The sequence below is a fragment of the Coprothermobacter sp. genome (genome assembly GCA_013824685.1).
GTDB lineage: Bacteria > Caldisericota > Caldisericia > Cryosericales > Cryosericaceae > Cryosericum.
The window spans coordinates 1-18,706 of record PNOG01000018.1 but is presented as its reverse complement, the minus strand read 5'-3'; the positions used below and the strand labels follow the sequence as shown (position 1 = coordinate 18,706).

Annotated in this window: 19 protein-coding genes; 2 read left to right on the top strand and 17 right to left on the bottom strand. The window is 57.9% G+C overall.

What is annotated here, in order from left to right; genetic code table 11:
• Positions 1 to 74 precede the first annotated feature (74 nt).
• The 17 genes from C0398_05515 to C0398_05435 form a co-directional block, all read right to left on the bottom strand.
• Complete coding sequence (locus C0398_05515; protein MBA4365450.1) at positions 75 to 1,655, bottom strand: hypothetical protein; 1,581 nt, start codon at positions 1,653 to 1,655, stop codon at positions 75 to 77.
• A 34-nt stretch (positions 1,656 to 1,689) separates the two neighbouring features.
• Entirely contained in the window at positions 1,690 to 3,057 is a 1,368-nt protein-coding gene (locus C0398_05510; protein MBA4365449.1) for a hypothetical protein, read from the bottom strand.
• A gap of 6 nt (positions 3,058 to 3,063) precedes the next feature.
• Complete coding sequence (locus tag C0398_05505) at positions 3,064 to 3,822, bottom strand: hypothetical protein (GenBank protein MBA4365448.1); 759 nt, start codon at positions 3,820 to 3,822, stop codon at positions 3,064 to 3,066.
• A 12-nt stretch (positions 3,823 to 3,834) separates the two neighbouring features.
• Positions 3,835 to 4,824: a ketoacyl-ACP synthase III gene (locus C0398_05500; protein MBA4365447.1), complete on the bottom strand. Its 990-nt coding sequence runs from the start codon at positions 4,822 to 4,824 to the stop codon at positions 3,835 to 3,837.
• A 24-nt stretch (positions 4,825 to 4,848) separates the two neighbouring features.
• The gene (locus C0398_05495) at positions 4,849 to 5,835 is read right to left on the bottom strand and encodes a ketoacyl-ACP synthase III (protein MBA4365446.1); all 987 of its coding nucleotides are present in this window, start codon (positions 5,833 to 5,835) and stop codon (positions 4,849 to 4,851) included.
• Between the two features lie 376 nt (positions 5,836 to 6,211).
• Positions 6,212 to 6,631 carry a ferritin gene (locus C0398_05490; protein ID MBA4365445.1) on the bottom strand — a complete coding sequence of 140 codons (420 nt, stop codon included), beginning with the start codon at positions 6,629 to 6,631 and terminating at the stop codon, positions 6,212 to 6,214.
• A gap of 234 nt (positions 6,632 to 6,865) precedes the next feature.
• Positions 6,866 to 7,273, bottom strand: a complete 408-nt coding sequence (locus C0398_05485) for a hypothetical protein (protein ID MBA4365444.1) — start codon at positions 7,271 to 7,273, stop codon at positions 6,866 to 6,868.
• Between the two features lie 5 nt (positions 7,274 to 7,278).
• Positions 7,279 to 7,551 carry an RNA-binding protein gene (locus tag C0398_05480; protein MBA4365443.1) on the bottom strand — a complete coding sequence of 91 codons (273 nt, stop codon included), beginning with the start codon at positions 7,549 to 7,551 and terminating at the stop codon, positions 7,279 to 7,281.
• Between the two features lie 30 nt (positions 7,552 to 7,581).
• A complete protein-coding gene (gene rpsP / locus C0398_05475) occupies positions 7,582 to 7,851 on the bottom strand; it encodes a 30S ribosomal protein S16 (GenBank protein ID MBA4365442.1) in 270 nt (89 codons plus the stop codon).
• 28 nt (positions 7,852 to 7,879) lie between these two features.
• Positions 7,880 to 9,193: a signal recognition particle protein gene (locus tag C0398_05470; protein MBA4365441.1), complete on the bottom strand. Its 1,314-nt coding sequence runs from the start codon at positions 9,191 to 9,193 to the stop codon at positions 7,880 to 7,882.
• Between the two features lie 9 nt (positions 9,194 to 9,202).
• Complete coding sequence (locus C0398_05465; protein ID MBA4365440.1) at positions 9,203 to 9,625, bottom strand: hypothetical protein; 423 nt, start codon at positions 9,623 to 9,625, stop codon at positions 9,203 to 9,205.
• A gap of 57 nt (positions 9,626 to 9,682) precedes the next feature.
• Positions 9,683 to 10,654: a signal recognition particle-docking protein FtsY gene (locus C0398_05460; protein ID MBA4365439.1), complete on the bottom strand. Its 972-nt coding sequence runs from the start codon at positions 10,652 to 10,654 to the stop codon at positions 9,683 to 9,685.
• Entirely contained in the window at positions 10,651 to 11,445 is a 795-nt protein-coding gene (gene rnc, locus C0398_05455) for a ribonuclease III (protein MBA4365438.1), read from the bottom strand. Before rnc ends, C0398_05460 begins: the two co-directional genes overlap by 4 nt.
• Entirely contained in the window at positions 11,442 to 12,431 is a 990-nt protein-coding gene (locus C0398_05450; protein ID MBA4365437.1) for a phosphate acyltransferase PlsX, read from the bottom strand. The genes rnc and C0398_05450 overlap by 4 nt, the downstream gene beginning before the upstream one ends.
• Before the next feature lie 3 nt (positions 12,432 to 12,434).
• Positions 12,435 to 12,647 carry a 50S ribosomal protein L32 gene (locus C0398_05445; GenBank protein ID MBA4365436.1) on the bottom strand — a complete coding sequence of 71 codons (213 nt, stop codon included), beginning with the start codon at positions 12,645 to 12,647 and terminating at the stop codon, positions 12,435 to 12,437.
• 22 nt (positions 12,648 to 12,669) lie between these two features.
• Positions 12,670 to 15,144 carry a leucine--tRNA ligase gene (locus C0398_05440; GenBank protein ID MBA4365435.1) on the bottom strand — a complete coding sequence of 825 codons (2,475 nt, stop codon included), beginning with the start codon at positions 15,142 to 15,144 and terminating at the stop codon, positions 12,670 to 12,672.
• Between the two features lie 61 nt (positions 15,145 to 15,205).
• Positions 15,206 to 16,510, bottom strand: coding sequence for an aspartate--tRNA(Asn) ligase (locus tag C0398_05435; protein MBA4365434.1), 1,305 nt, complete (start codon positions 16,508 to 16,510; stop codon positions 15,206 to 15,208).
• 446 nt (positions 16,511 to 16,956) lie between these two features.
• On the opposite strand from C0398_05435, the gene C0398_05430 reads away from it, so the two are divergent.
• Both C0398_05430 and C0398_05425 read left to right on the top strand, forming a co-directional pair.
• The gene (locus C0398_05430) at positions 16,957 to 17,190 is read left to right on the top strand and encodes a hypothetical protein (GenBank protein ID MBA4365433.1); all 234 of its coding nucleotides are present in this window, start codon (positions 16,957 to 16,959) and stop codon (positions 17,188 to 17,190) included.
• The coding region (locus tag C0398_05425) for a hypothetical protein (GenBank protein MBA4365432.1) at positions 17,187 to 18,706 on the top strand (1,520 nt) is incomplete at its 3' end. The genes C0398_05430 and C0398_05425, both read left to right, overlap by 4 nt.

Genomic DNA, 18,706 nt, shown 5'->3' with positions numbered 1-18,706 from the left:
GTCCTCACTTTGTGCCCGGGGGCTTCGGCCCCCGGGCAGGATGCCGCCACTGTGAGTGGCCTACTACAATTGTACTAAGGCTTCAGGACGCTGATCCAGTCGCTGACCTTGACAAGCGCGCCCTTCTGAACTTGCATGAAGAACATGGAGTACTTTCCGGAACGCTCGTTTGGACCATAGCTGATGTCCTTGGCGAGGTATCCAGACCAGCCGTTGAACGTCTCCAGGGCCCACACCAGTGAATCGCGCGTGGGATAAGGGCCGGACCTGCGTACAGCCTCGGTGAAAACCTCAGCCGCCACCCAACCGGCGACGGCATACGAGAATGTCAGCGGGTCGTCCTTGGGATAGTACTTTCTCCACGTGGCGAAGAACTTCGCGACACCGGGGTCCGTGAGGTTGGAGAAGTCCACCCAGCCGGTCACGTAGACACCATCAGCTGCAGCACCCGCGGTCGCGATGATACCGGAGTGAGGATAGGGCAGGAATATCTTCTGCGTGAGACCGAGCGACTTGGCGGTCTTGACGACGTTGCCGCCGGTAGCAACACCGGTCGCATAGAGGATGAGTGCATCCGCATTGCTGGCCTGCACCTTGAGCAAATACGAGGTGAAGTCGGTCTCGGTAGCAGGGAACGGTGATTCGACAACGATCTTGCCACCGTACTTGTCGACACCCAGCTTGATGCCCTTCAACCCTTCGTTGCCTGCATCATCGTTGCTGTATAGCACGGCGATGTTCTTGAGACCAAGCGTGCTGGCAACGTATTTCGCGAAGATCTGACCCTCGTTGATATAGTTGGGCTGGACCGCAAATACGTAGTTCTTGGCTGGAATCGCTATCTTGGAGACGCCGGATGCCTGGTAGACGAACGGCACCTTCTGATCGTTCAGGTAGTCCATGACGGCGAGGCAACCAGGAGTACCAAGGCCGCCGACCACGGCAAACACCTTGTCCTCCGTGACGAACTTCTTGACGATGGTCACGGTCTTGGCGGGGTTGAACCCGTCATCTTCGACCTTCAGGTTGATCTTGCGACCATAGACCCCACCCGCTTCATTGACCATGTTGAAATATGACTGCATGCCGTGCGAGAACGGGATCCCGACCACCGCGTATGGACCGGTCTGAACTGAGAACGAGCCGATGAGGATCTGGTTCCCTGTGATTCCGGGAACCACGCCCGTCGTTTTGGATTTGATGGAGATACTCTTCGTCTGGGAATCGTAGTAGACGGACAAACCAAAGGCCTCGCTGATGAGACGCAAAGGCACCATGGTGCGGCCCGCCTTGATGTAGGGAGCTGCTTCGAGCAGCTTGGTCTCGGACCCAACGATGGCTTCCTTCGAACCGATCGTCAGGATGACTTCGACCTCGCCGAGTTTGATCGTTACTGTGCGCGAGGCTGGATTCCAGTCCACCACGGCTCCGTAGGTCTCCGTGATGAGACGAACAGGGACGAACGTACGCCCACTGATGATCTCGGGTGCAACTTCCGAAGCGAGAGGGAGCCCGTTGAGGGCATATTGCTTGAACCCAACCTGCAGCACCATGAAGAAATCCTTGGTTTCAGCGCTGGCCGGCCGCACGCCCGCAAATAACCCGACGACGAGGGCAATCGCAAGTGCTAGTGACAGTACCTTCTTCATTGTCATTCCTCCTGTTCTATAAGAATGAGACGCCACACATTCAGCCGTTCTGTCCACCGGATACGGCCACGTTATGGGCCGTGTTCTCTCGCCTGCGTCTGCCAGTCGCTTTCACCCCCTTGTCATGATTGTTGTCAGCTTTCGAAGCGGCCCTCCGGGCCGCTCCTTCAAGTCCGTGCAGAACAAGTCGTACAGAACTTGTGAGCGCAGCAGGTGACACCTCAGCGTCGAGATGGTCACTCCACAGAACCCACCGCAAACCCAACCAGTGACCCACGCCCATAAGAGCAAGCGCGGTGATCTCAGGATTGCCAGGCCGAATCTCGCCCGCCACCATGGCTCGCTCCAGCACAACCGTGTAGGGGTCGGACAGTCGCGTGTAGTACCACCTGCCGAGGTCCTTGTCGACAAACTCCGCCTCTCGGACGACACGGTAGGAATTTCTATGCTCCCGAATGTAGTTGCAGAAGGACTCGAGTGCTGCCACCTCGATGATGCGCCTGTCAGCAAGGCCTCGCACCGCCTGAGCCGTATGGCGCCGAAGGCCCTCGTTGACCTCGACGACCAACCGTGACAGCAGCTCCAGCTTGGAGTCGAAGTACAGGTAGGTCGTCCCAGGCGCAACCCCCGCCGCCCGGGCAATGCTGTAGATATCGGCATTCCAGTAGCCCTGCTCACCAAAGATGTGCTCTGCAGCCGTCAACAGGTTTTTCTGGGTGCGCTCGCCTTTCGACAGGCGCACTTCGGGTTCCTGCAGAGGAGCGGCTTCGGGAAGTGGCACGAGACCTTCCGGGGCATCGCCGCGCATGTCTATGCCATGTAGTGCGAAGTCGACCAACTGCGTGCAGAACCCGTCGACCGTGAAGAGGCTTTCCCACAGAGTCTTCTTGACCGCCACCAGATACACCGATCCGAGAAGGTAGTAGCCTATGTCGTCGAGATCGAACTCCGCAGGCACCAGTCCACGTAGCTGGTCACCCACGATCGCTACAACCCGGGAGTAGAAATCACGGACAAAGACGTACCCGTTGAACTCGGTCTCCGTGAAGACCCTGTACAGGTGCGTGTCGCGCCCCACTACTTCCAGAATCGTCGAATAGAACGCTCGAAGCTTCCCTTCCAGGCCCTCTGCTCGTTCCATGCCACTGGACAGTGCCCCGGTGAAATCCTCCGAGAACGTCTCCAGAACCGCGAACAGGACTCCCTCCTTGGACTTGAAGTGCCGGTAGAAAGCTGAGTTCGAGATGCCGACGTCGCGAGCAATCATCGCCACAGATGTCTGCGAGTAGCCGTGCGTGAAGAACAGCTTCAACGCCGAGCCGACGATCCGCTCGGACGTCGAGAGTGTCGTCGAGACCAAGGGTTCTCGCGACTTCACCGCTGTCATCTGCCTACGATGCTCAACCATCACTCTCTATAGCTCCTTCTCAAGGGTTGCGGCGAACTGCTCCGGTTCGACGAGCATCGGAAGGTGTACCTGCCCCTCAAGGACGACCAGTTTTCCATGAGCAGCTGCGACCGTCGGCCGAATCCAGTCGATGGGAACAACACCGTCTCGATCACCATGGAGGAACGTGATCGGCATGAAAAGGGTACCGAGCTGCGTAGACATTCGTACGCCTGCCAGTGAATCCGCCATTTCCGTGTAACCCTGAGGAACACAGCGAACAGCGTCAGCGATGATCTCCTCCAGAATGTCCTCTGCAAGGCCGAACGGCTCATTGTTCTTGCGTGTCATGGCCTCGATGAGTGGGGGATTCTGCGTCAGCATTAGAAACGAGGCCCGCATCTGATCCATCATGGGGTAGCCATCCGCGGGTCCGCAGCCAATCAGCACCATCTTGGAGAACTGAGCTCCCTTAAGCGCCGCCATCAGACCGACGATTGCTCCCATCGAATGGCCGACATAGACGGCAGGCTCGAGATGCCAGTACTTCTGGCAGGCAATAAGCGCGTCGGCGCAGTGTTCCACTGTCGTGGGTGGGACATTGTCCGACTTGCCGAATCCGGGGAAATCGATAAACACATTCTTCCGGTCGAGCGGTAGATAGGGCATCATCAGTCGCCAGGAGTTGGCGGAAGCCAGGTTCCCGTGTCCAAAGATGACGGTCTTGCTGCCGTCTCCCAATCGCTCGGAGTAGATTCGCCTTCCTTCAAACGGTGCGTATGCCATCTCTAACCTCCCTTACAGCCAGCGCATGGCGTAGCACGCCATGGCGTAGCCGCCGCCCGAAGCTGTCATGACCACGATGTCGCCACTATGGATGAGGTCCTGCTCGAGCGCGTCGTGCAAGGCCATGGGAACGCAGGCTGAGCCCGTGTAGCCGAACTTCTCCATGACCGTATGCGTCTTGGTCATCGGCAGGCCCAGCGTATTCATGACCCCTTCGATCGTGTTCCTGCGGACCTGCGTGAACAGCAGCATGTCAGCGTCCTGCGGTGTCAGGTTGGCCTGCGCCAGTGTCTCCCGTACCAGGCGGGGCCAATGGACCGAGTTGACATCCGGGAACCTCTTGTTCTGGTTGTACTGCACCTTGTGTTCCTGGTTCGCTACTGACTCGGCTGTCGGCAGTCTGGCTGACCCCAGGTAGACGCCCAGGTAGTCCCAGTAATACCCGTCAGCGTAAAGCATCGACCCGAGATACCCGCCAGTCTCGGACTCGTCTTCGACGAGCACGGCAGCGCCAGCTCCGTCGGAAAACGTCGGGGCGGTGACCTTGTCTTGCCAGTTGAGAAATCGCGTCATGGCATAGGTACCGATGACAAGTGCCTTGTGGAAATGCTGGTCCGCCATGATGTACTTGGTGGCCGTGTTGAGCGCAGTGACCCAGCCCGCGCACGCGCAGTTCGTGTCGAAGATACCTGCGTTCTTGGCCAACAGTCGGTGCTGAACAATGGACGCTGTGCATGGCGAGATGTAGTCGGGCGTATCGGTGCTGACAATGATGAGGTCCAGTTCCGAAGGCTTGACTCCGGCATTCTTCAGCGCCTGCATCCCTGCATAGACGGCGAGGTCAGATGCTTCCTCATCGTCTGCCATGATCTTCTTGACCCTGATGCCGCCCGTCTGAATCTGTTGCGTCAGATCCAGGTTCAACATTGCACCGACCTCCCCGGTCGGCATCGAACGTGTCGGCGTATAGATGCCCGTACCGGCGATGCGTACTGTCCTCATGTAACCGCTCCCTGACCCGATCGACTACAGACGGAGCGCGACCGCGCCCATCGCCTGTCCTGCGCCCGATGCCACCAGCACGACCAAGTCATCGGGCTTCACCTTGCCCTGCTTGCGAGCATCATACAATGCCATTGGGATGCACGCCGAGCCGGTGTAGCCGTATCTGTCCATGATCCAGTGTGACCTTGACTCTGGGATGCCCAGAATCTCCAGCACTTTCTTGATGACCGAAAGATTGATCTGAGTGAACAGGATCAGATCGATGGCACCCAGAGGCTCGCCGACCTTCTCCATAAGGCTCTTCACCAGTCCAGGCCATGCGACCAGGTTGGGATTCTCATCGTACTTCTTGAGGATGCGCAGCTTGTGCAGACCCTTGGCAAGCGTATCGTCGTTGATTGGATACCTGGTTCCCCCACCGAACACGCCCAGATAGTCATGATACGTGCCGTCGGCGATAAACTTCGACGCGATGAGACTCTCGCCTGTGTTCTCGATGACGACAGCTGCGGCACCGTCGGCGAAGAGAGAGGCCGTGTACTTGTCATCCTTGTCCACATACTTGGTCATGCCATATTCGCCAATCAGCAGAGCGTACTTGAAGTCCGGGTGAGACCTGAACCATGAGTCCACAGTCACGAGGGCAGTAACAAACGAAGCACAGGAAGCAGACAGGTCGAAGACCATCGCGTTGATAGCCCCAAGCTTACCCTGGACGACAAGCGACGTCGGCGGTGAGATGTACTCGTGGGTGTCGGAAGCGACGACGACCATCGAAAGGTCCTTTGCCGTAATCCCGGCTTCTGCCATCGCCTCCTGGGCAGCAGGAAGACAGAGGTCAACCACGGATTCGTCGTCAGCCAGCCAATGACGCTCCTTCTGACCAACTATTCCTTCGAGGAAACCACTCAAGTCCTCGTTGAAGTACTCGCTGAAGTACTCATTCGTCAGAACCCTGTCCGGAACCTTGACTCCCATTCCCGCAATGTGTGACATTCCCGCCTCCATCACTAGAAAATGCCAAACCCAAAACCTGAATCACCTCTCACTAGATGCAGTATTCATGAACCCGATGCTTTGTCAATACCCCCGTGCCACCGATCGCAAACGCCCTCCAAATGCGATTCCATACGGCATCGCAGTCTGTGCAACCAGACGTGTAACAGGGGACAGACGTAGTTGTTGTAACATGCTGGCCACCGGGGCGGGACTGGATTCCCGCCTTCGCGGGAATGACAGACCATGTAACAGGGGACAGGCGCCTTGCTCAAAAGGCGTGGCAACTACGCATACTTTTCTGGAGAGTTGACGACCTGACTGTTCCGACAACGCAAAAAGGCGCCGGGAAGCCCGGCGCCTTGTGTCACGTGCTGTGGTTGAACGGTCAGACTTCTTCCAGCAAGCCTTGGAAGGTGTCGTGGTGCCCTTCCTCGTCCCCCAGGATCTCGGTGAAAATGTGTGCTGTCGTGAGGTCTCCTTCCTTGGTGGCCAGGGCAATGACCTCTTTGTACATCTTGATCGTCTTCTCCTCGGCCTTCATGTCTGCGGTCAGCATCTCCTTGAGTGATGATCCAACAGTAATGGGGTCAGGCTTCGTCGTCGGCGTCCCTCCGAGGTAGAAGAGCCGTTCGGCAATTGCCTCGGCGTGTTTCATCTCCTCGATGCCGATCTTCTGGAACTCATCCTTGACCGCGAAGTGCTTCATGCCCTTCCACTGCACATGCTGCCACATATATTGGACCGCAACCTGCAGTTCGCCGGCAATCGCGTCGTTCAGCATACCGAGCAACTTCTTGGATGCCATCGTTACTCCTTTCGGCAGCTCGCCGGATGCGTTCCAGGCGCCCCGGTTCCGCCCGTCAGTAGACCACCTCCTAGCCGGCAGTCCACTCCTGAACCCGAATGCGACCAGTTTCTTCGCGTACTTCACATGTTTTCAGACTATACCACATATCGCGCGAGCATGTCAAGCCGAGTGGACATGCAAAAAGGGCAAAGCGTTGCCGCTCTGCCCTGAACCGTACAATGCAGTGAATTGCTAGTCGATAGACAGGATGACGCCGTCCTGAATGAGGACCGAGGTGGAGCTGATCTTCTGGAACAGATTGTCCCCCATCTTGACTTCAACAGTCCCTTCAAGGGCGCCCTGAACGTAGACAGAGCCAAGCTCCAGTTTGGATACCTCGGCCTTCTTGGCCTCGAGATCCATAGCCATTTGCTCCTGCTTTGCCTTCTCCTCCTGCAACTGCGCCTTGACGAGATCGTCGTACTGACCGCCCACGCCGCCACGAAGGATAACCTGCGAGAGTGAGGACTTCAGTCTCTCAAGGTTCTGTTTCGCCCCAGTATACGCTCCGTCCAGCTCCTTGAGATAGCTGTCCTTGAACTGCTGGGTCACGACCGTCTTGATGAGAACATTCTGTTTCATCCAAACGCTGGTAGCCATCGATTCTACTGCTCCTCTTTCAGACCACCCTCGGCCTGTTCGTCGTTCATGCTGTCGATTTGGACTGTGGCGCTCTTACCGGACTTGGCAGAAGCCGCTCTGACGATGGTGCGAATTGCCTGAGCCGTGCGACCCATTTTTCCGATGACTTTGCCGGTGTCCTTCTGGCCGACCTTGATCTCATAAGTCATGGTCTGCTCTCCAGCGATCTCAGTGATAACCACTTCTTCGGGGCTATCCACCAGAGCTTTGACGATCGTCTCGACCAACTGCTTCATCGGGAATCTCCTGATGCGCGCAGAGCCGGCTTACTTCGCGGCCTTGCTAGCAACGAATCTTTGCCAGATACCGTTGTGCTTGAGGAGGTTGCGCACGGAATCAGTTGGCTGGGCGCCAAGTCCGAGCCAATAAGCGACACGCTCTTCGCTGACCTCGATCTTCGGCTCCTTGGGTTTGGGGTCATAGTATCCGAGTGTCTCGATGACCGCGCCGTTGGTCGGTTTCTTACGGTCCAGCACGACAAAACGATAGTGCGCCTGATGCTTGGTTCCAGTCCTTGCGAGCTTGATGCTTACCATGTTTCCTCCTGTTGCGTACCTGCGAGTATTAGAATCCGGGCAAGCCAAAGCCCCCGGCGTGCCTGTTGCTAGCCATCTTCGCCATGCGGCTGAACAACTCGAACTGCTTGAGCATTCTGTTGATGTCACTGACATCCACGCCTGCGCCGCGAGCAACACGACGCTTACGGGACGCGTTCAGGATGGCAGGACTGCGTCTTTCGCTGTCGGTCATGGAGTCAATGATGGCCGTGAATCTCTTTGAAACGCCTTCGTCGGCAACAGCCCCCTTCGGAACCATGTTGGCGGGAAGACTCTCAAGCATCTTATTTATACCACCAACTTGAGCTATTTCAACCAGCTGATCGCGGAGGTCGTAAAGGTCGAACTTCCCCGTTTGGACTCTCTTGGCGACGCCTGCTGCCTTTGCCCTGGACTCGGCGTCATCGTACCGCTTGAGCAGTCCCTCGATATCGCCGTAGCCGACGATGCGCGCCGCATGCCTCTCCGGTATGAAGTAATCGAGGTCCTGCAGATGCTCTCCGACGCCGATATACCTGATTGGCTTGCCAATGGCCTCTTTGAAGGACAAGACCGCGCCACCCTGTGCGGGTGAATCGAACTTCGTGAAGATCGCCCCAGTAAGTGGGGCAACCTTGTCAAAGCTCTGCGAAAGCGGAATGGCCTTTGATCCGATCATCGAATCGAGCACGATCAGGGTCTCGTCAGGGTGGTACAGCGCAGTAACCGTCTGCAGTTCATCCATGAGCTCTGTGTCGAAGTCGTGGCGTCCTTGCGTGTCCAGCAGTTGAACATCCAGGGACTTCTCCCGGGCAAACCGATCAGCACCGCGGATGAGATCCGCCAGACTCTCGGCATGTTCCCCGTAGAACTCGACCCCCGCGTCAGCTGCCAGCTTCTGTAGTTGCTGGTAGGCTGCCGGCCGGCCGTAGTCTCCGGGAATGAGAAGAGGGTAGTGACCTTCCTTCTTGAGGAGAAGTGCCAGCTTGCCCAGCGTCGTCGTCTTGCCAGACCCCTGGAGACCCACAAGCATGACCCGATATGGGATATGTGTGATGGCGATGCCTTTGCCGCCCTGTCCTCCAAGCGCCTGCGTCAGCTGTTCGTAGAGAACCTTGACCACCTGGTCACCGGGCGTGATACTCTTGAGGACCTTCTCGTCCAGGCATGCCTCACGCGTCTGAGTGATGAACGACTTGACAACTCGATAGTCGACGTCGGCGCCGAGCAGACCCAGCTTGACCTCGGCTAGCGCAGCATCAATGTCTCCCTGTGACAGCAGACCCTTGCGGCGCAGCCCATCGAAGACCCCACCAAGCGCTTTCTTTACAGATTCGAACACTCGGGATACCTACAGCTCGTGGCTGTTACGGTTGATCAGCTTCTCGAACAGGGTCTTCAACTCCCCAAGGGTCTGTTCACCTTCTGTGTTGTGTGACTGTGCGCAGCACTGATCGAGTTTGGCCATGATCTTCCGGAACATCACAACGTTCTTCTTGTAGTTTGAGATAAGCTCCAACTTGCTCTCGCAGCGCCTCATGCGTCCAAGTGAGCGACGGATGTGGTCATGGACGGCCTGCCGTGAGATCCGCAATTTGCGGGCGACCTCGGCGCCGGAGCAGCTCGGCTGGATGTACAGCTCCAGAACGCCGAGCTCCTTCTTGGTGAGCAGCCCCGAGTAGAACTCAAGCAACTCGCCGATCTCTTCCTTGCGCTTGATCTTCTTCTCGTGACCAGGAGTGATGGACACCTTTTCCTTCGGCTTGCTCTGCATAGTTCAGCTCCTTATCTGCATGTAGCGGAATAGGTACGTTCTCACTGCTATTGATGCTTACTCTGACAGCAATATCATGTTCACTATATCGTCTTTGTCAAATGGTTTTATGCTCATAAGTGTTTCACCATTGCAGACCAGCTTGATTGGAATACGCAATTCACGCGCAATGCTCACGATACTGCCGCCTTTCGCGCCGGAGTCGATCTTGGTCAGGATGATGCCCGAGATCGGGATCGCCTGACGGAAGGCGCGGGCTTGCATGAGAGCATTCTCGCCGGTCGTCGCGTCGATGACCAGCAGTGTCTCTGACAATGGCAGACCCAACTTCGTTTCAATGACGCGCACAACCTTCTGCAGCTCGAACGTAAGGTTCTTCTTGTTCTCAAGCCGACCTGCCGTGTCGATCACCACGACGTCCACGCCGCCCGCTACAGCTTTCTGAAGTCCGTTGAACACGACACTGGACGGGTCCTGTCCCTCTACCGAACGCATCACTGGGACGCCGACGCGATCAGCAAGGATAGCAAGCTGGTCGACCGCCCCGGCGCGAAAGGTATCGGCCGCAATCAGCAGGACCGAGCGGTTCTCCTGCTTGAGCATGTTTGCCAGCTTGGCGATCGAAGAAGTCTTGCCCACGCCGTTGACCCCCGTAACGAGGATGACGGCAGGTGAGCCCGTCGTGTGCAGCGTACTGTCCAGATCAAACACGGAACTCAGCTTGCCACGGATACGCTCGATGACCTGTTCTGCGGTGGGACGGCCCAGCAGTCCGCCCTTTCGTACTTCCTGCAGGATCGCCATTGTCGTGTCGACGTCGATGCCGGCGTCGATCAGAAGCTCCTCCAGAGCATCGAAATCTGCTGCCTCGTGGCGAGCGCTTCCGGCCTGTTGGCGCACGGTCTGTGGTGCAGCGGACGACATCGACTCCTGTGGCTCGGCTCCGCTGTCAAGCACCTCGACTGGATATTCCTCCTGCACCGGCTTGTCCCCACCAAAGAGCTGCTTGACGCGCGAAAGGAAGCTCACTGACCAGACTCCCCTCGATGAGGGTGCTCCGAGACAAAAGCATCAAGGGCCGCACGAGCGGCGTCCTCTTCGGCCTTCTTCTTGGATGACCCGCGGCCTTCGCCGTACAGGACGTTGCCGATATACACCAGTGACGTGAACACGTCCGATCCGTCTTCGCCCCGCGCGACCTCCGTATCATACGACGGCAGCAGGCGGACGCTCCGCTGCGTCTCTTCCTGCAGGGCTGTCTTGTGATCCAGGACCGCTCCGTTGCGCAGCTCGGCGATTGCCTTGTGAAACACGATGCTGACAAACTTCTCGGCCGCGTGCATGCCGCTGTCAAAGTATATGGCAGCGACCAGAGCCTCAAAGCCGTCCGCGAGAATCGCCGGCTTGCGCTCGTCGCGCAGCTTGTCTTCGCCCTTGCCCAGCAACAGATACCTGTCGAGCCCCAGTTCCAGCGCGCGCTCATAGATGCCCTGCTCTTTGACCAGTGCGGCGCGCATCTTAGAGAGATCGCCCTCTTGGGCGTCCGGAAACTCGAGGAACAACAACTTGGCAACGATGAAGTTCACGACACCGTCGCCCACGAATTCAAGCTTCTCGTTCGACGTGTAGCTGTGGTGCTCGCTGGCGAATGAGCTATGCGTGAGAGCGACGACCAGATAGCGGAGATTCTTGAACGATACGGGGAGTGTCTTGTTGAATTCCTCGGTCCGCTCCATCACGAGGGCACCGGTGAAATCGTCCTTCGGAACGACGATCCGATGAATGGCGGTCCTGCGAGTCGGGCGTATGCTGTCTGTCATTTCCAGAGTGCCTCCAGCTTCGTCACAAGGCCTTCGTCGCTGACATTCCTGGCGACACGGATGGCGTGATAGATGGCCGTGGCGTCGGACCTCCCATGACAGACGATGCTGATGCCCTTGACTCCCAGCAGCGGTACCCCGCCGTACTGGCTGTAGTCGAGTTTCTCCTTGACGAGTCGCAGATTGCTGTGAGCCAGCGCGCCACCGAGCTTGCCCTTGATAGAGCTGCCGAGCGCCGACTTCATCATGCCAAACAGCGTTTCTGCCGTACTCTCCATGGTCTTGATGAAGATGTTGCCGGTGAATCCATCGCTGACCACGACATCCGCGGCATGTCGAAAAGCTTCTTTCGGTTCGACGTTGCCAATGAACCCAGGAGTCTTTGCGGCCAGAAGCTTGTGCGCCTCGATCATCTGGCGGGACCCCTTCTCGGCTTCCTCGCCGATGTTGAGGAGGCCAACCGTCGGCGTCTCCTTGCCCGTAGCGAGGCGACAGTAAACCTGGCCCATGCGCGCAAACTGCAGGATGTTCTCTGGAACACAGTCAGCCACTGCTCCAACATCGATGAAGTAGAACGGCTCGCCCGTCGCGGACGGTACAGCAGTAGTCAGCCCCGGGCGAAGGACGCCGCGAATGCGGCCGAGGACAAAGAGGGAGATTGCCATCTGTGCCCCGGTACTGCCGGCGGAGACGATCGCATCGCACTTCTTCTCGGCAACGAGCTGGATGGCCCGATACAGCGACGAGTCCTTGCGCGTCCTCAGTACTTCGGATGGGTGGTCGTGAAACGTGATGACCTGGGTCGTCGGGACCACTTCGTACGAAAAGAGCTGACCCTGACGATACTGGGACAGCTCACTATTGATAGCGACCTCGTCGCCCACGAAGACAACCGTGACACCAAACGCACGGGCAGCTTCTACGGCACCCTTGATAATCTCATGGGGGGCATAATCGCCCCCCATGGCATCGACTGCAACCTTCATACGCTAGGCGGCAGGCTTTTCCTTCTTCTCTTCCTGCTTGACCACGAGCTTGCCATCGTAATAGCCGCAATACCGGCAGATATGGTGTGTACGGATAAGCTTGTTGCAGTGGCCGCAGTGGACAAGGGGGCTATGGTTGTTCCTGAAGCGCATCTTGACTTTGCTGTATCTATTGCCCTTCCTGCTGTGGGTAATTTTCTTCTTTGGATTTGCCATTCAACTTCCTCCTGATCGAGAGTCACTGAACTACAATATTAACGACTTTTCCCTTGATTGCAACGACACGCTTGACAATGTGTCCGGCCGTGTACTTGACAACGTAATCCTGAGCGAGGGCCAGGCTTCCCAGTTCCTCGTCGGTCGAGTCCGAAGGGACGAGCATCGAGCCCCTCACCTTGCCATTAACCTGCACGGCAACCTCAACTTCGCTCTCGACAAGCTTGCTCTCGTCCCAGGCAGGCCAGGGCTGTTTGTGAATGCTCCCTTCGCACCCGTACTCCTGCCATAGTTCCTCTGTCGTGTGGGGAGCGAAAGGGGCCAGGACGACAAGCAGCTGCCGCATCGCGGTCTGCCACTCAGCCGTCGCCAGAACCGTCTCGTCGTTCCTCACGGTCTCGGACAGGAAGTTGAAGTACTCCATGAACGCGGCCACCGCGGTGTTGAACTTGAACTTCTCGATGTCCTCGGTGATCTTTCTGATCAACTTGTTGATCTGCAGATCGAGCTTCGGAACCGCAACGTCCGCCAGGTTCCCCCGTGGTACGTCGATGCTCCGCTGTGCGAGCTCCCACAGACGCTTCATGAAGCGGTGCGCGCCTGAGATACCTTCCTTGGACCAGGCGACCTCCTGCTCAAACGGCGCCATGAACAGTTCATACAAGCGCAAGGTGTCGGCACCATACTGCTCGACAACCTCGTCGGGAGTAATGACGTTATGCTTGCTCTTGCTCATCTTCTGCCCGTCGTAGGAAAGCAGCATTCCCTGGTTCATGAGGCGAGCGAAGGGCTCTGTGAAGCCCACGAGACCTTCGTCGTACATGACCTTGGTCCAGAACCGGGCATACAGCAGATGCATGACCGCATGCTCCGCGCCACCCACGTACAGGTCGACAGGAAGCCAGTAGTCGATGGTCGCCCTGTCGAAGGGCGCCTTGTCGTTGTGAGGGCTGGTGTACCGCAGCTCATACCAAGAGGAACAGGCGAAGCCGTCCATGGTATCCGTCTCGCGCCTGGCTGGTCCCCCGCACACAGGGCACGTCGTTTCGACCCATTCCTTGACGCCGGCCAGAGGCGACTCGCCCGTGCCGCTTGGTTCATATCCCTGGACATCCGGTAACACGACTGGCAGCTGACTCTCGGGAACCGGGACCGCCCCGCATGTTGGACAGTGTACCATCGGGATCGGAGCTCCCCAGTAGCGTTGGCGGCTGATAAGCCAGTCACGCATGTGGTAGTTGGTCTGCGCCGTTGCAAACCCCTTTGCTTCACCCTCTTCGACCATTGCCGCGAAAGCAGCCTCCGTTGTCAGACCGTCGAAGCGCCCAGAACGAACCAGCGTTCCGTGCTCGGAGTATGCATCATTCCACGACGTTGCCTCATATGCGATGCCCGGCCATCCGATGACCTGACGGATCTGGATACCACATCTGGTGGCAAACGCAAAGTCACGGCTGTCATGAGCAGGTACAGCCATGATGGCGCCCGTGCCATAGCCCATGAGCACATAGTCGGCAATCCAGACCGGGACCTTCTCGCCCGAGAACGGGTTGACCGTGTAGGCTCCCGTGAAGACACCCGTTTTCTCCCTGTCTGTCGACATGCGGTCGATCTCCGTCTTGGTCTTGCTGGCAGCGATATATGCATCGACCTCGGCATGCTGTCCGCTCGCAACGATCTCATGGATCAGAGGATGTTCAGGGGCCAGCACGAGGAACGTAGCGCCCATGATGGTGTCCAGACGAGTCGTGAAGACCGTTACCGGATGCTTCGAACCATCGCCGGCCGACACGATGTCGAAGACGACCTCGGCACCAACGGACTTGCCGATCCAGTTGCGCTGCATGATCTTAATGCGCTCGGGCCAGTCCACGGTATCAAGGTCGTCGGCCAGACGATCGGCGTAGTCGGTTATCCTGAAGAACCACTGTTTCAGCTTCTTCTTCTCCACGGGGGTCCCGCAGCGCCAGCACTTGCCATCCTTTGCCTGCTCATTAGCCAGGACAGTCTTGCAGCTCGAGCACCACCACTGCTCCGACTCCTTCTCATAGGCAAGGCCCCGCTTGTACAGAAGCAGGAAGAACCACTGAGTCCACCGATAGTATTCGGGATCGGATGAGTTGATCTCTCGCTCCCAGTCGTACGAGGTCCCGATGAGTTTGAGCTGCCTCTTGAAGTTGGTCGTGTTCTTAATGGTGATCTCGCGCGGATTTTTCTTCAGCCTGATAGCCTCGTTCTCAGCGGGGAGCCCGAATGCGTCCCAGCCCATGGGGTGCAGGACATTGAAGCCCTTCATGCGGTAGAAGCGACTGATGACGTCGGTGGGGATATAGTTGCGGCAATGGCCGACATGCAGGCCGTCTCCTGATGGATACGGGAAGTAATCCAGACAGAAGAGCTTTGGCTTGACCGAGTTCTCTTCCGTCCGATAGGCCTTCTCGGCCTCCCAGAGGTCTTGCCACTTCGGTTCGATGCTATGAAAATCGTATTCTCTCATCGGTCACTCCAATTGTGAATGCCTAAGGTGCCTGACCCCAACGGTGTTCACATTTCAAGGATCAGGGCTGCAGCCTCTCCATGTCGCGTGGGAACAGGGCGGCCTCGCGCAGGTTCGTCAGACCTGTCAGCTGCATGATAAACCGCTCCAGCCCGATGGCAAATCCACCGTGCGGCGGCATGCCGAAGCGGAATGTCTGCAGGTAGGCGGCCACAGCATCCTGGGTCATGCCACGAGATTCCAGAGCCCTGGCATAGTCGTCAAACTTGTTGAGACGCTGCCCACCCGTGACGAGCTCGGTCCCCCGGAACAGAAGGTCGAATGAGTTGGAGTACTTGGGGTCGTCCCGGTTCGGCGCCGTGTAGAAGGGGCGCTTCACCATCGGGTACCCGGTAACGAACAGGAAATCGGACTGGAACGTCTCCTTTGCCCACTCGCCCAGCCACTTCTCGTGCTGAGGGGCAAGATCCGGCTCTCCGCGGCAATCCTCGCCCTGATGTTCGAAGATCCACTGCTGTGCGTCCGGGAAGTAGACGTGCGGAAAGGTCTCGGGCGCCAGCGGCATTGCGACCTTGAGAAGCTCCAGCTCCCCGGTGCAGTGCGTCGTGAGATAGGAGAGGATCCCCCTGATGACTTCGGTGAGAAGGGCCATGACCGTCGTATGGTCCTTAATGAACCCCATCTCGGCGTCCATGCTGACGTACTCGTTGAGGTGACGGATGGTCTGATGGGGCTCGGCCCTGAAGACAGGGGCCACCTCGTACACGCGTTCGAAGACACCGACCATCATCTGCTTGTAGAACTGGGGGCTCTGTGCCAGATAGGCCTGCTTCCCGAAGTACTCGATCGCGAAAACGTTGGCGCCTGACTCAGAAGCTGAGCCGATGATCTTGGGTGTCGCCACTTCGGTGAAACCCTTACCGTCGAGGACCTCCCGGAATCCGTGGGCGACTGCGGCGCTCAGTTTGAAGATGGCCTGTTTGGAAGGCGCCCTGAGACCGACCATGGCATTGTCGAGGAACGTATCCAGATGCGCATTGATGACCGGCTTGTTGATCGGAAACGGCAACGCTTCGGTGACAGGAGACAGCACGGTGAAGGAAGGGTCGTGCACTTCGTATCCACCGGCGGCCTGTGGCTCTGCAACCACCGTGCCCTCGACCTGGATGACGCTCTCGACAAGCAATCCGTCGATGGAAGCCACTGCCTCGGGAGCCTCAACGACGATCTGACAGATGCCAGAGCGATCGCGCAGGTGGACAAATACCATACCGCTTCCCAGCCTGCGAATGCGGTGCATCCAGCCCGCCATCATGATGCGTTCACCTGCGTGAGAGGACAGTTCGTTGCTTAGCACACGTTCCATGTCAACCTCCACATATGACAATGGCCGCTCTCAGGGCAACCGCCCAGGACCGGCCCTCGACAACTTCTATAAGGTTACTTCCTGACGGCCTTCCTGTCAACAGGAACGTGCTGATGAATCAACATGGACAGGTCACAGTGCCCCCAGATGCCCCCTGACCTGATCATCGTGAACGAGAGCAGACGGAAGTCCAGTGCCACGTTCTGGTCTGAAGACGCACAACCCCTGGCGGATCACTTGACCCGTTTTGCGCCACGACTATCCTGAGAGCAGGATCGTGCGCATTGCCCACTTTTCGTGCGTGGGGCAAGAAAACTGCGATTCGACGAAGTCAAGGAGGGTTCAGGAGCTGCAAACGGAAACAACACACAGAAGACAGTCGCCGGCAGTGTGGCATGCCGCTGGTATGGTCAGACGTAGCATGGAAACAGGCAAGAGGGGGGACCATGACTGACAGGGAACTCCGTTCAGGCGAGGATTCCATAGTGCAGAAGCAGGCGGAAGAGACGTTGCGGGAGAGCGAGGAGCGGTATCGATCCATTCTCAACACCTTTCCCGACGACATCACCAACACAGAGAACGGCGAGTCGGGCAAGGGGACACAGCTCGAGATCACGGTGCCGACAGGAGCGTGTCGGATAAACCCTGACAGAGATGACGTATGTGGGAGCAAACCATGACGATACTGCCCCCGGTCCTTACGCCAAAGAACAGAAGGCTTCCCTTTCTCCTCATTGCCCTCCTGACCCTTGTCATCCTTGTGATCAGCGTCATTTCACTCGTCTCCGGCTGGCTTACCATCTTCCAGAACCTGTTCTATTTGCCCATCATCCTCGCATGCGTGTATTACGTAAAGAGGGGGTTTGTATTCTCGGTGATCCTGGCGTGTAGCTATTTTTTCTTGATGCTCATCTTCTCACGGGATCCGGTCGTTCTCCAGGGCGCTGTCATCCGGGTGCTATTCTTCACCCTCGTTGCCGGGGTCATCACCTACTTGTCCATTGTCAGGATACAGGCAGAAGGCGCGCTGAGACAGGCGCACGATGAACTGGAACAGCGTGTGGCGGAGCGGACTGAGGAGTTGCAGCAGGCCAATGAGGACCTGCGGGTGGAAATCACCGAGCGCAAGCAGGCGGAGGCTGAGAAGGAGGCGATCCAAGCGCAGCTGGTCCAGTCCCAGAAGATGGATGCCATCGGCCAGCTGGCAGGAGGGGTGGCACATGACTTCAACAACCTGCTGACTGGCATCCTGGGCAACATCGCCCTGATGCGCGCTGGTCTGCTTGCTGCGGATCCGTTGCTGGAATACCTGAATGCAGCCGAGACCGCTGCCCGTCAGGCAGCCGATCTCACCAAAGGACTGCTGACCTTCAGCCGCAGTGCCATGGCCCTGCCAATGCCCATGAATATCACGGCCGCGCTGGACGCGGCCCTGACGCTGCTGAAGCAGTCGCTGCCGGCCACCATCGAGATCGTCCGCGACTACGAGCAGACAGCGTGGAACGTTCTGCTGGACCAGTCGCAGATGACGCAGATCCTGCTCAACCTTGCGGTGAACGCACGCGACGCTATGAATGGCAAGGGGACACTGACCATCCGTGCCAGGAACGAGGTTGTGGGAGAAGAATACCTCCAGACCCATCCGTTTGTGCGCACGGGGGAGTTCGTCCATCTCAGCGTCACGGACACCGGTCCGGGGATTCCGCCGGCAATCCTGGAGCACCTCTTCGAGCCCTTCCATACAACCAAGCCGGTGGGGTCCGGCACGGGGCTGGGGCTTTCCATTGTCTACGGTGCCGTGAAGCAAGCCGGAGGGTGGATCACGGTAGTATCCACGGAAGGTGTCGGAGCGACCTTCGATATCTACCTCCCTCGATGCCTGGAAGAACCCATGCAGTCCGTCACTCCCAGTCCCCTCTCTGTGAACGTATGCAGCGGAACGGTCCTGGTAGTCGAGGACGAGCCAATCGTCTGCGCGGTCGCGCAGACTCTCCTGAGCAGGAAGGGGTATACGGTCCTGACAGCACCGGACGGGGCGTCGGCCCTGAACGTCCTGCGGGAGCACCCTGTGGGCATCGGGCTCATCCTGCTGGACATGACCATGCCGGGCATGACGATAGATGAGATCGTGAAAGCCATCCGGGCCCTGGACCCCACGGTCCCCATCCTGCTGAACTCCGGGTACACCTCCAACGG

What these genes read in the sequence shown, in the direction of transcription:
- C0398_05515 (MBA4365450.1), bottom strand. Translation starts at nt 1,655, where the DNA reads ATGACAATGAAGAAGGTACTGTCACTAGCACTTGCGATTGCCCTCGTC.
- C0398_05510 (MBA4365449.1), bottom strand. Translation starts at nt 3,057, where the DNA reads ATGGTTGAGCATCGTAGGCAGATGACAGCGGTGAAGTCGCGAGAACCC.
- C0398_05505 (MBA4365448.1), bottom strand. Translation starts at nt 3,822, where the DNA reads ATGGCATACGCACCGTTTGAAGGAAGGCGAATCTACTCCGAGCGATTG.
- C0398_05500 (MBA4365447.1), bottom strand. Translation starts at nt 4,824, where the DNA reads ATGAGGACAGTACGCATCGCCGGTACGGGCATCTATACGCCGACACGT.
- C0398_05495 (MBA4365446.1), bottom strand. Translation starts at nt 5,835, where the DNA reads ATGGAGGCGGGAATGTCACACATTGCGGGAATGGGAGTCAAGGTTCCG.
- C0398_05490 (MBA4365445.1), bottom strand. Translation starts at nt 6,631, where the DNA reads ATGGCATCCAAGAAGTTGCTCGGTATGCTGAACGACGCGATTGCCGGC.
- C0398_05485 (MBA4365444.1), bottom strand. Translation starts at nt 7,273, where the DNA reads ATGGCTACCAGCGTTTGGATGAAACAGAATGTTCTCATCAAGACGGTC.
- C0398_05480 (MBA4365443.1), bottom strand. Translation starts at nt 7,551, where the DNA reads ATGAAGCAGTTGGTCGAGACGATCGTCAAAGCTCTGGTGGATAGCCCC.
- rpsP (MBA4365442.1), bottom strand. Translation starts at nt 7,851, where the DNA reads ATGGTAAGCATCAAGCTCGCAAGGACTGGAACCAAGCATCAGGCGCAC.
- C0398_05465 (MBA4365440.1), bottom strand. Translation starts at nt 9,625, where the DNA reads ATGCAGAGCAAGCCGAAGGAAAAGGTGTCCATCACTCCTGGTCACGAG.
- rnc (MBA4365438.1), bottom strand. Translation starts at nt 11,445, where the DNA reads ATGACAGACAGCATACGCCCGACTCGCAGGACCGCCATTCATCGGATC.
- C0398_05450 (MBA4365437.1), bottom strand. Translation starts at nt 12,431, where the DNA reads ATGAAGGTTGCAGTCGATGCCATGGGGGGCGATTATGCCCCCCATGAG.
- C0398_05445 (MBA4365436.1), bottom strand. Translation starts at nt 12,647, where the DNA reads ATGGCAAATCCAAAGAAGAAAATTACCCACAGCAGGAAGGGCAATAGA.
- C0398_05440 (MBA4365435.1), bottom strand. Translation starts at nt 15,144, where the DNA reads ATGAGAGAATACGATTTTCATAGCATCGAACCGAAGTGGCAAGACCTC.
- C0398_05435 (MBA4365434.1), bottom strand. Translation starts at nt 16,510, where the DNA reads ATGGAACGTGTGCTAAGCAACGAACTGTCCTCTCACGCAGGTGAACGC.
- C0398_05430 (MBA4365433.1), top strand. Translation starts at nt 16,957, where the DNA reads ATGACTGACAGGGAACTCCGTTCAGGCGAGGATTCCATAGTGCAGAAG.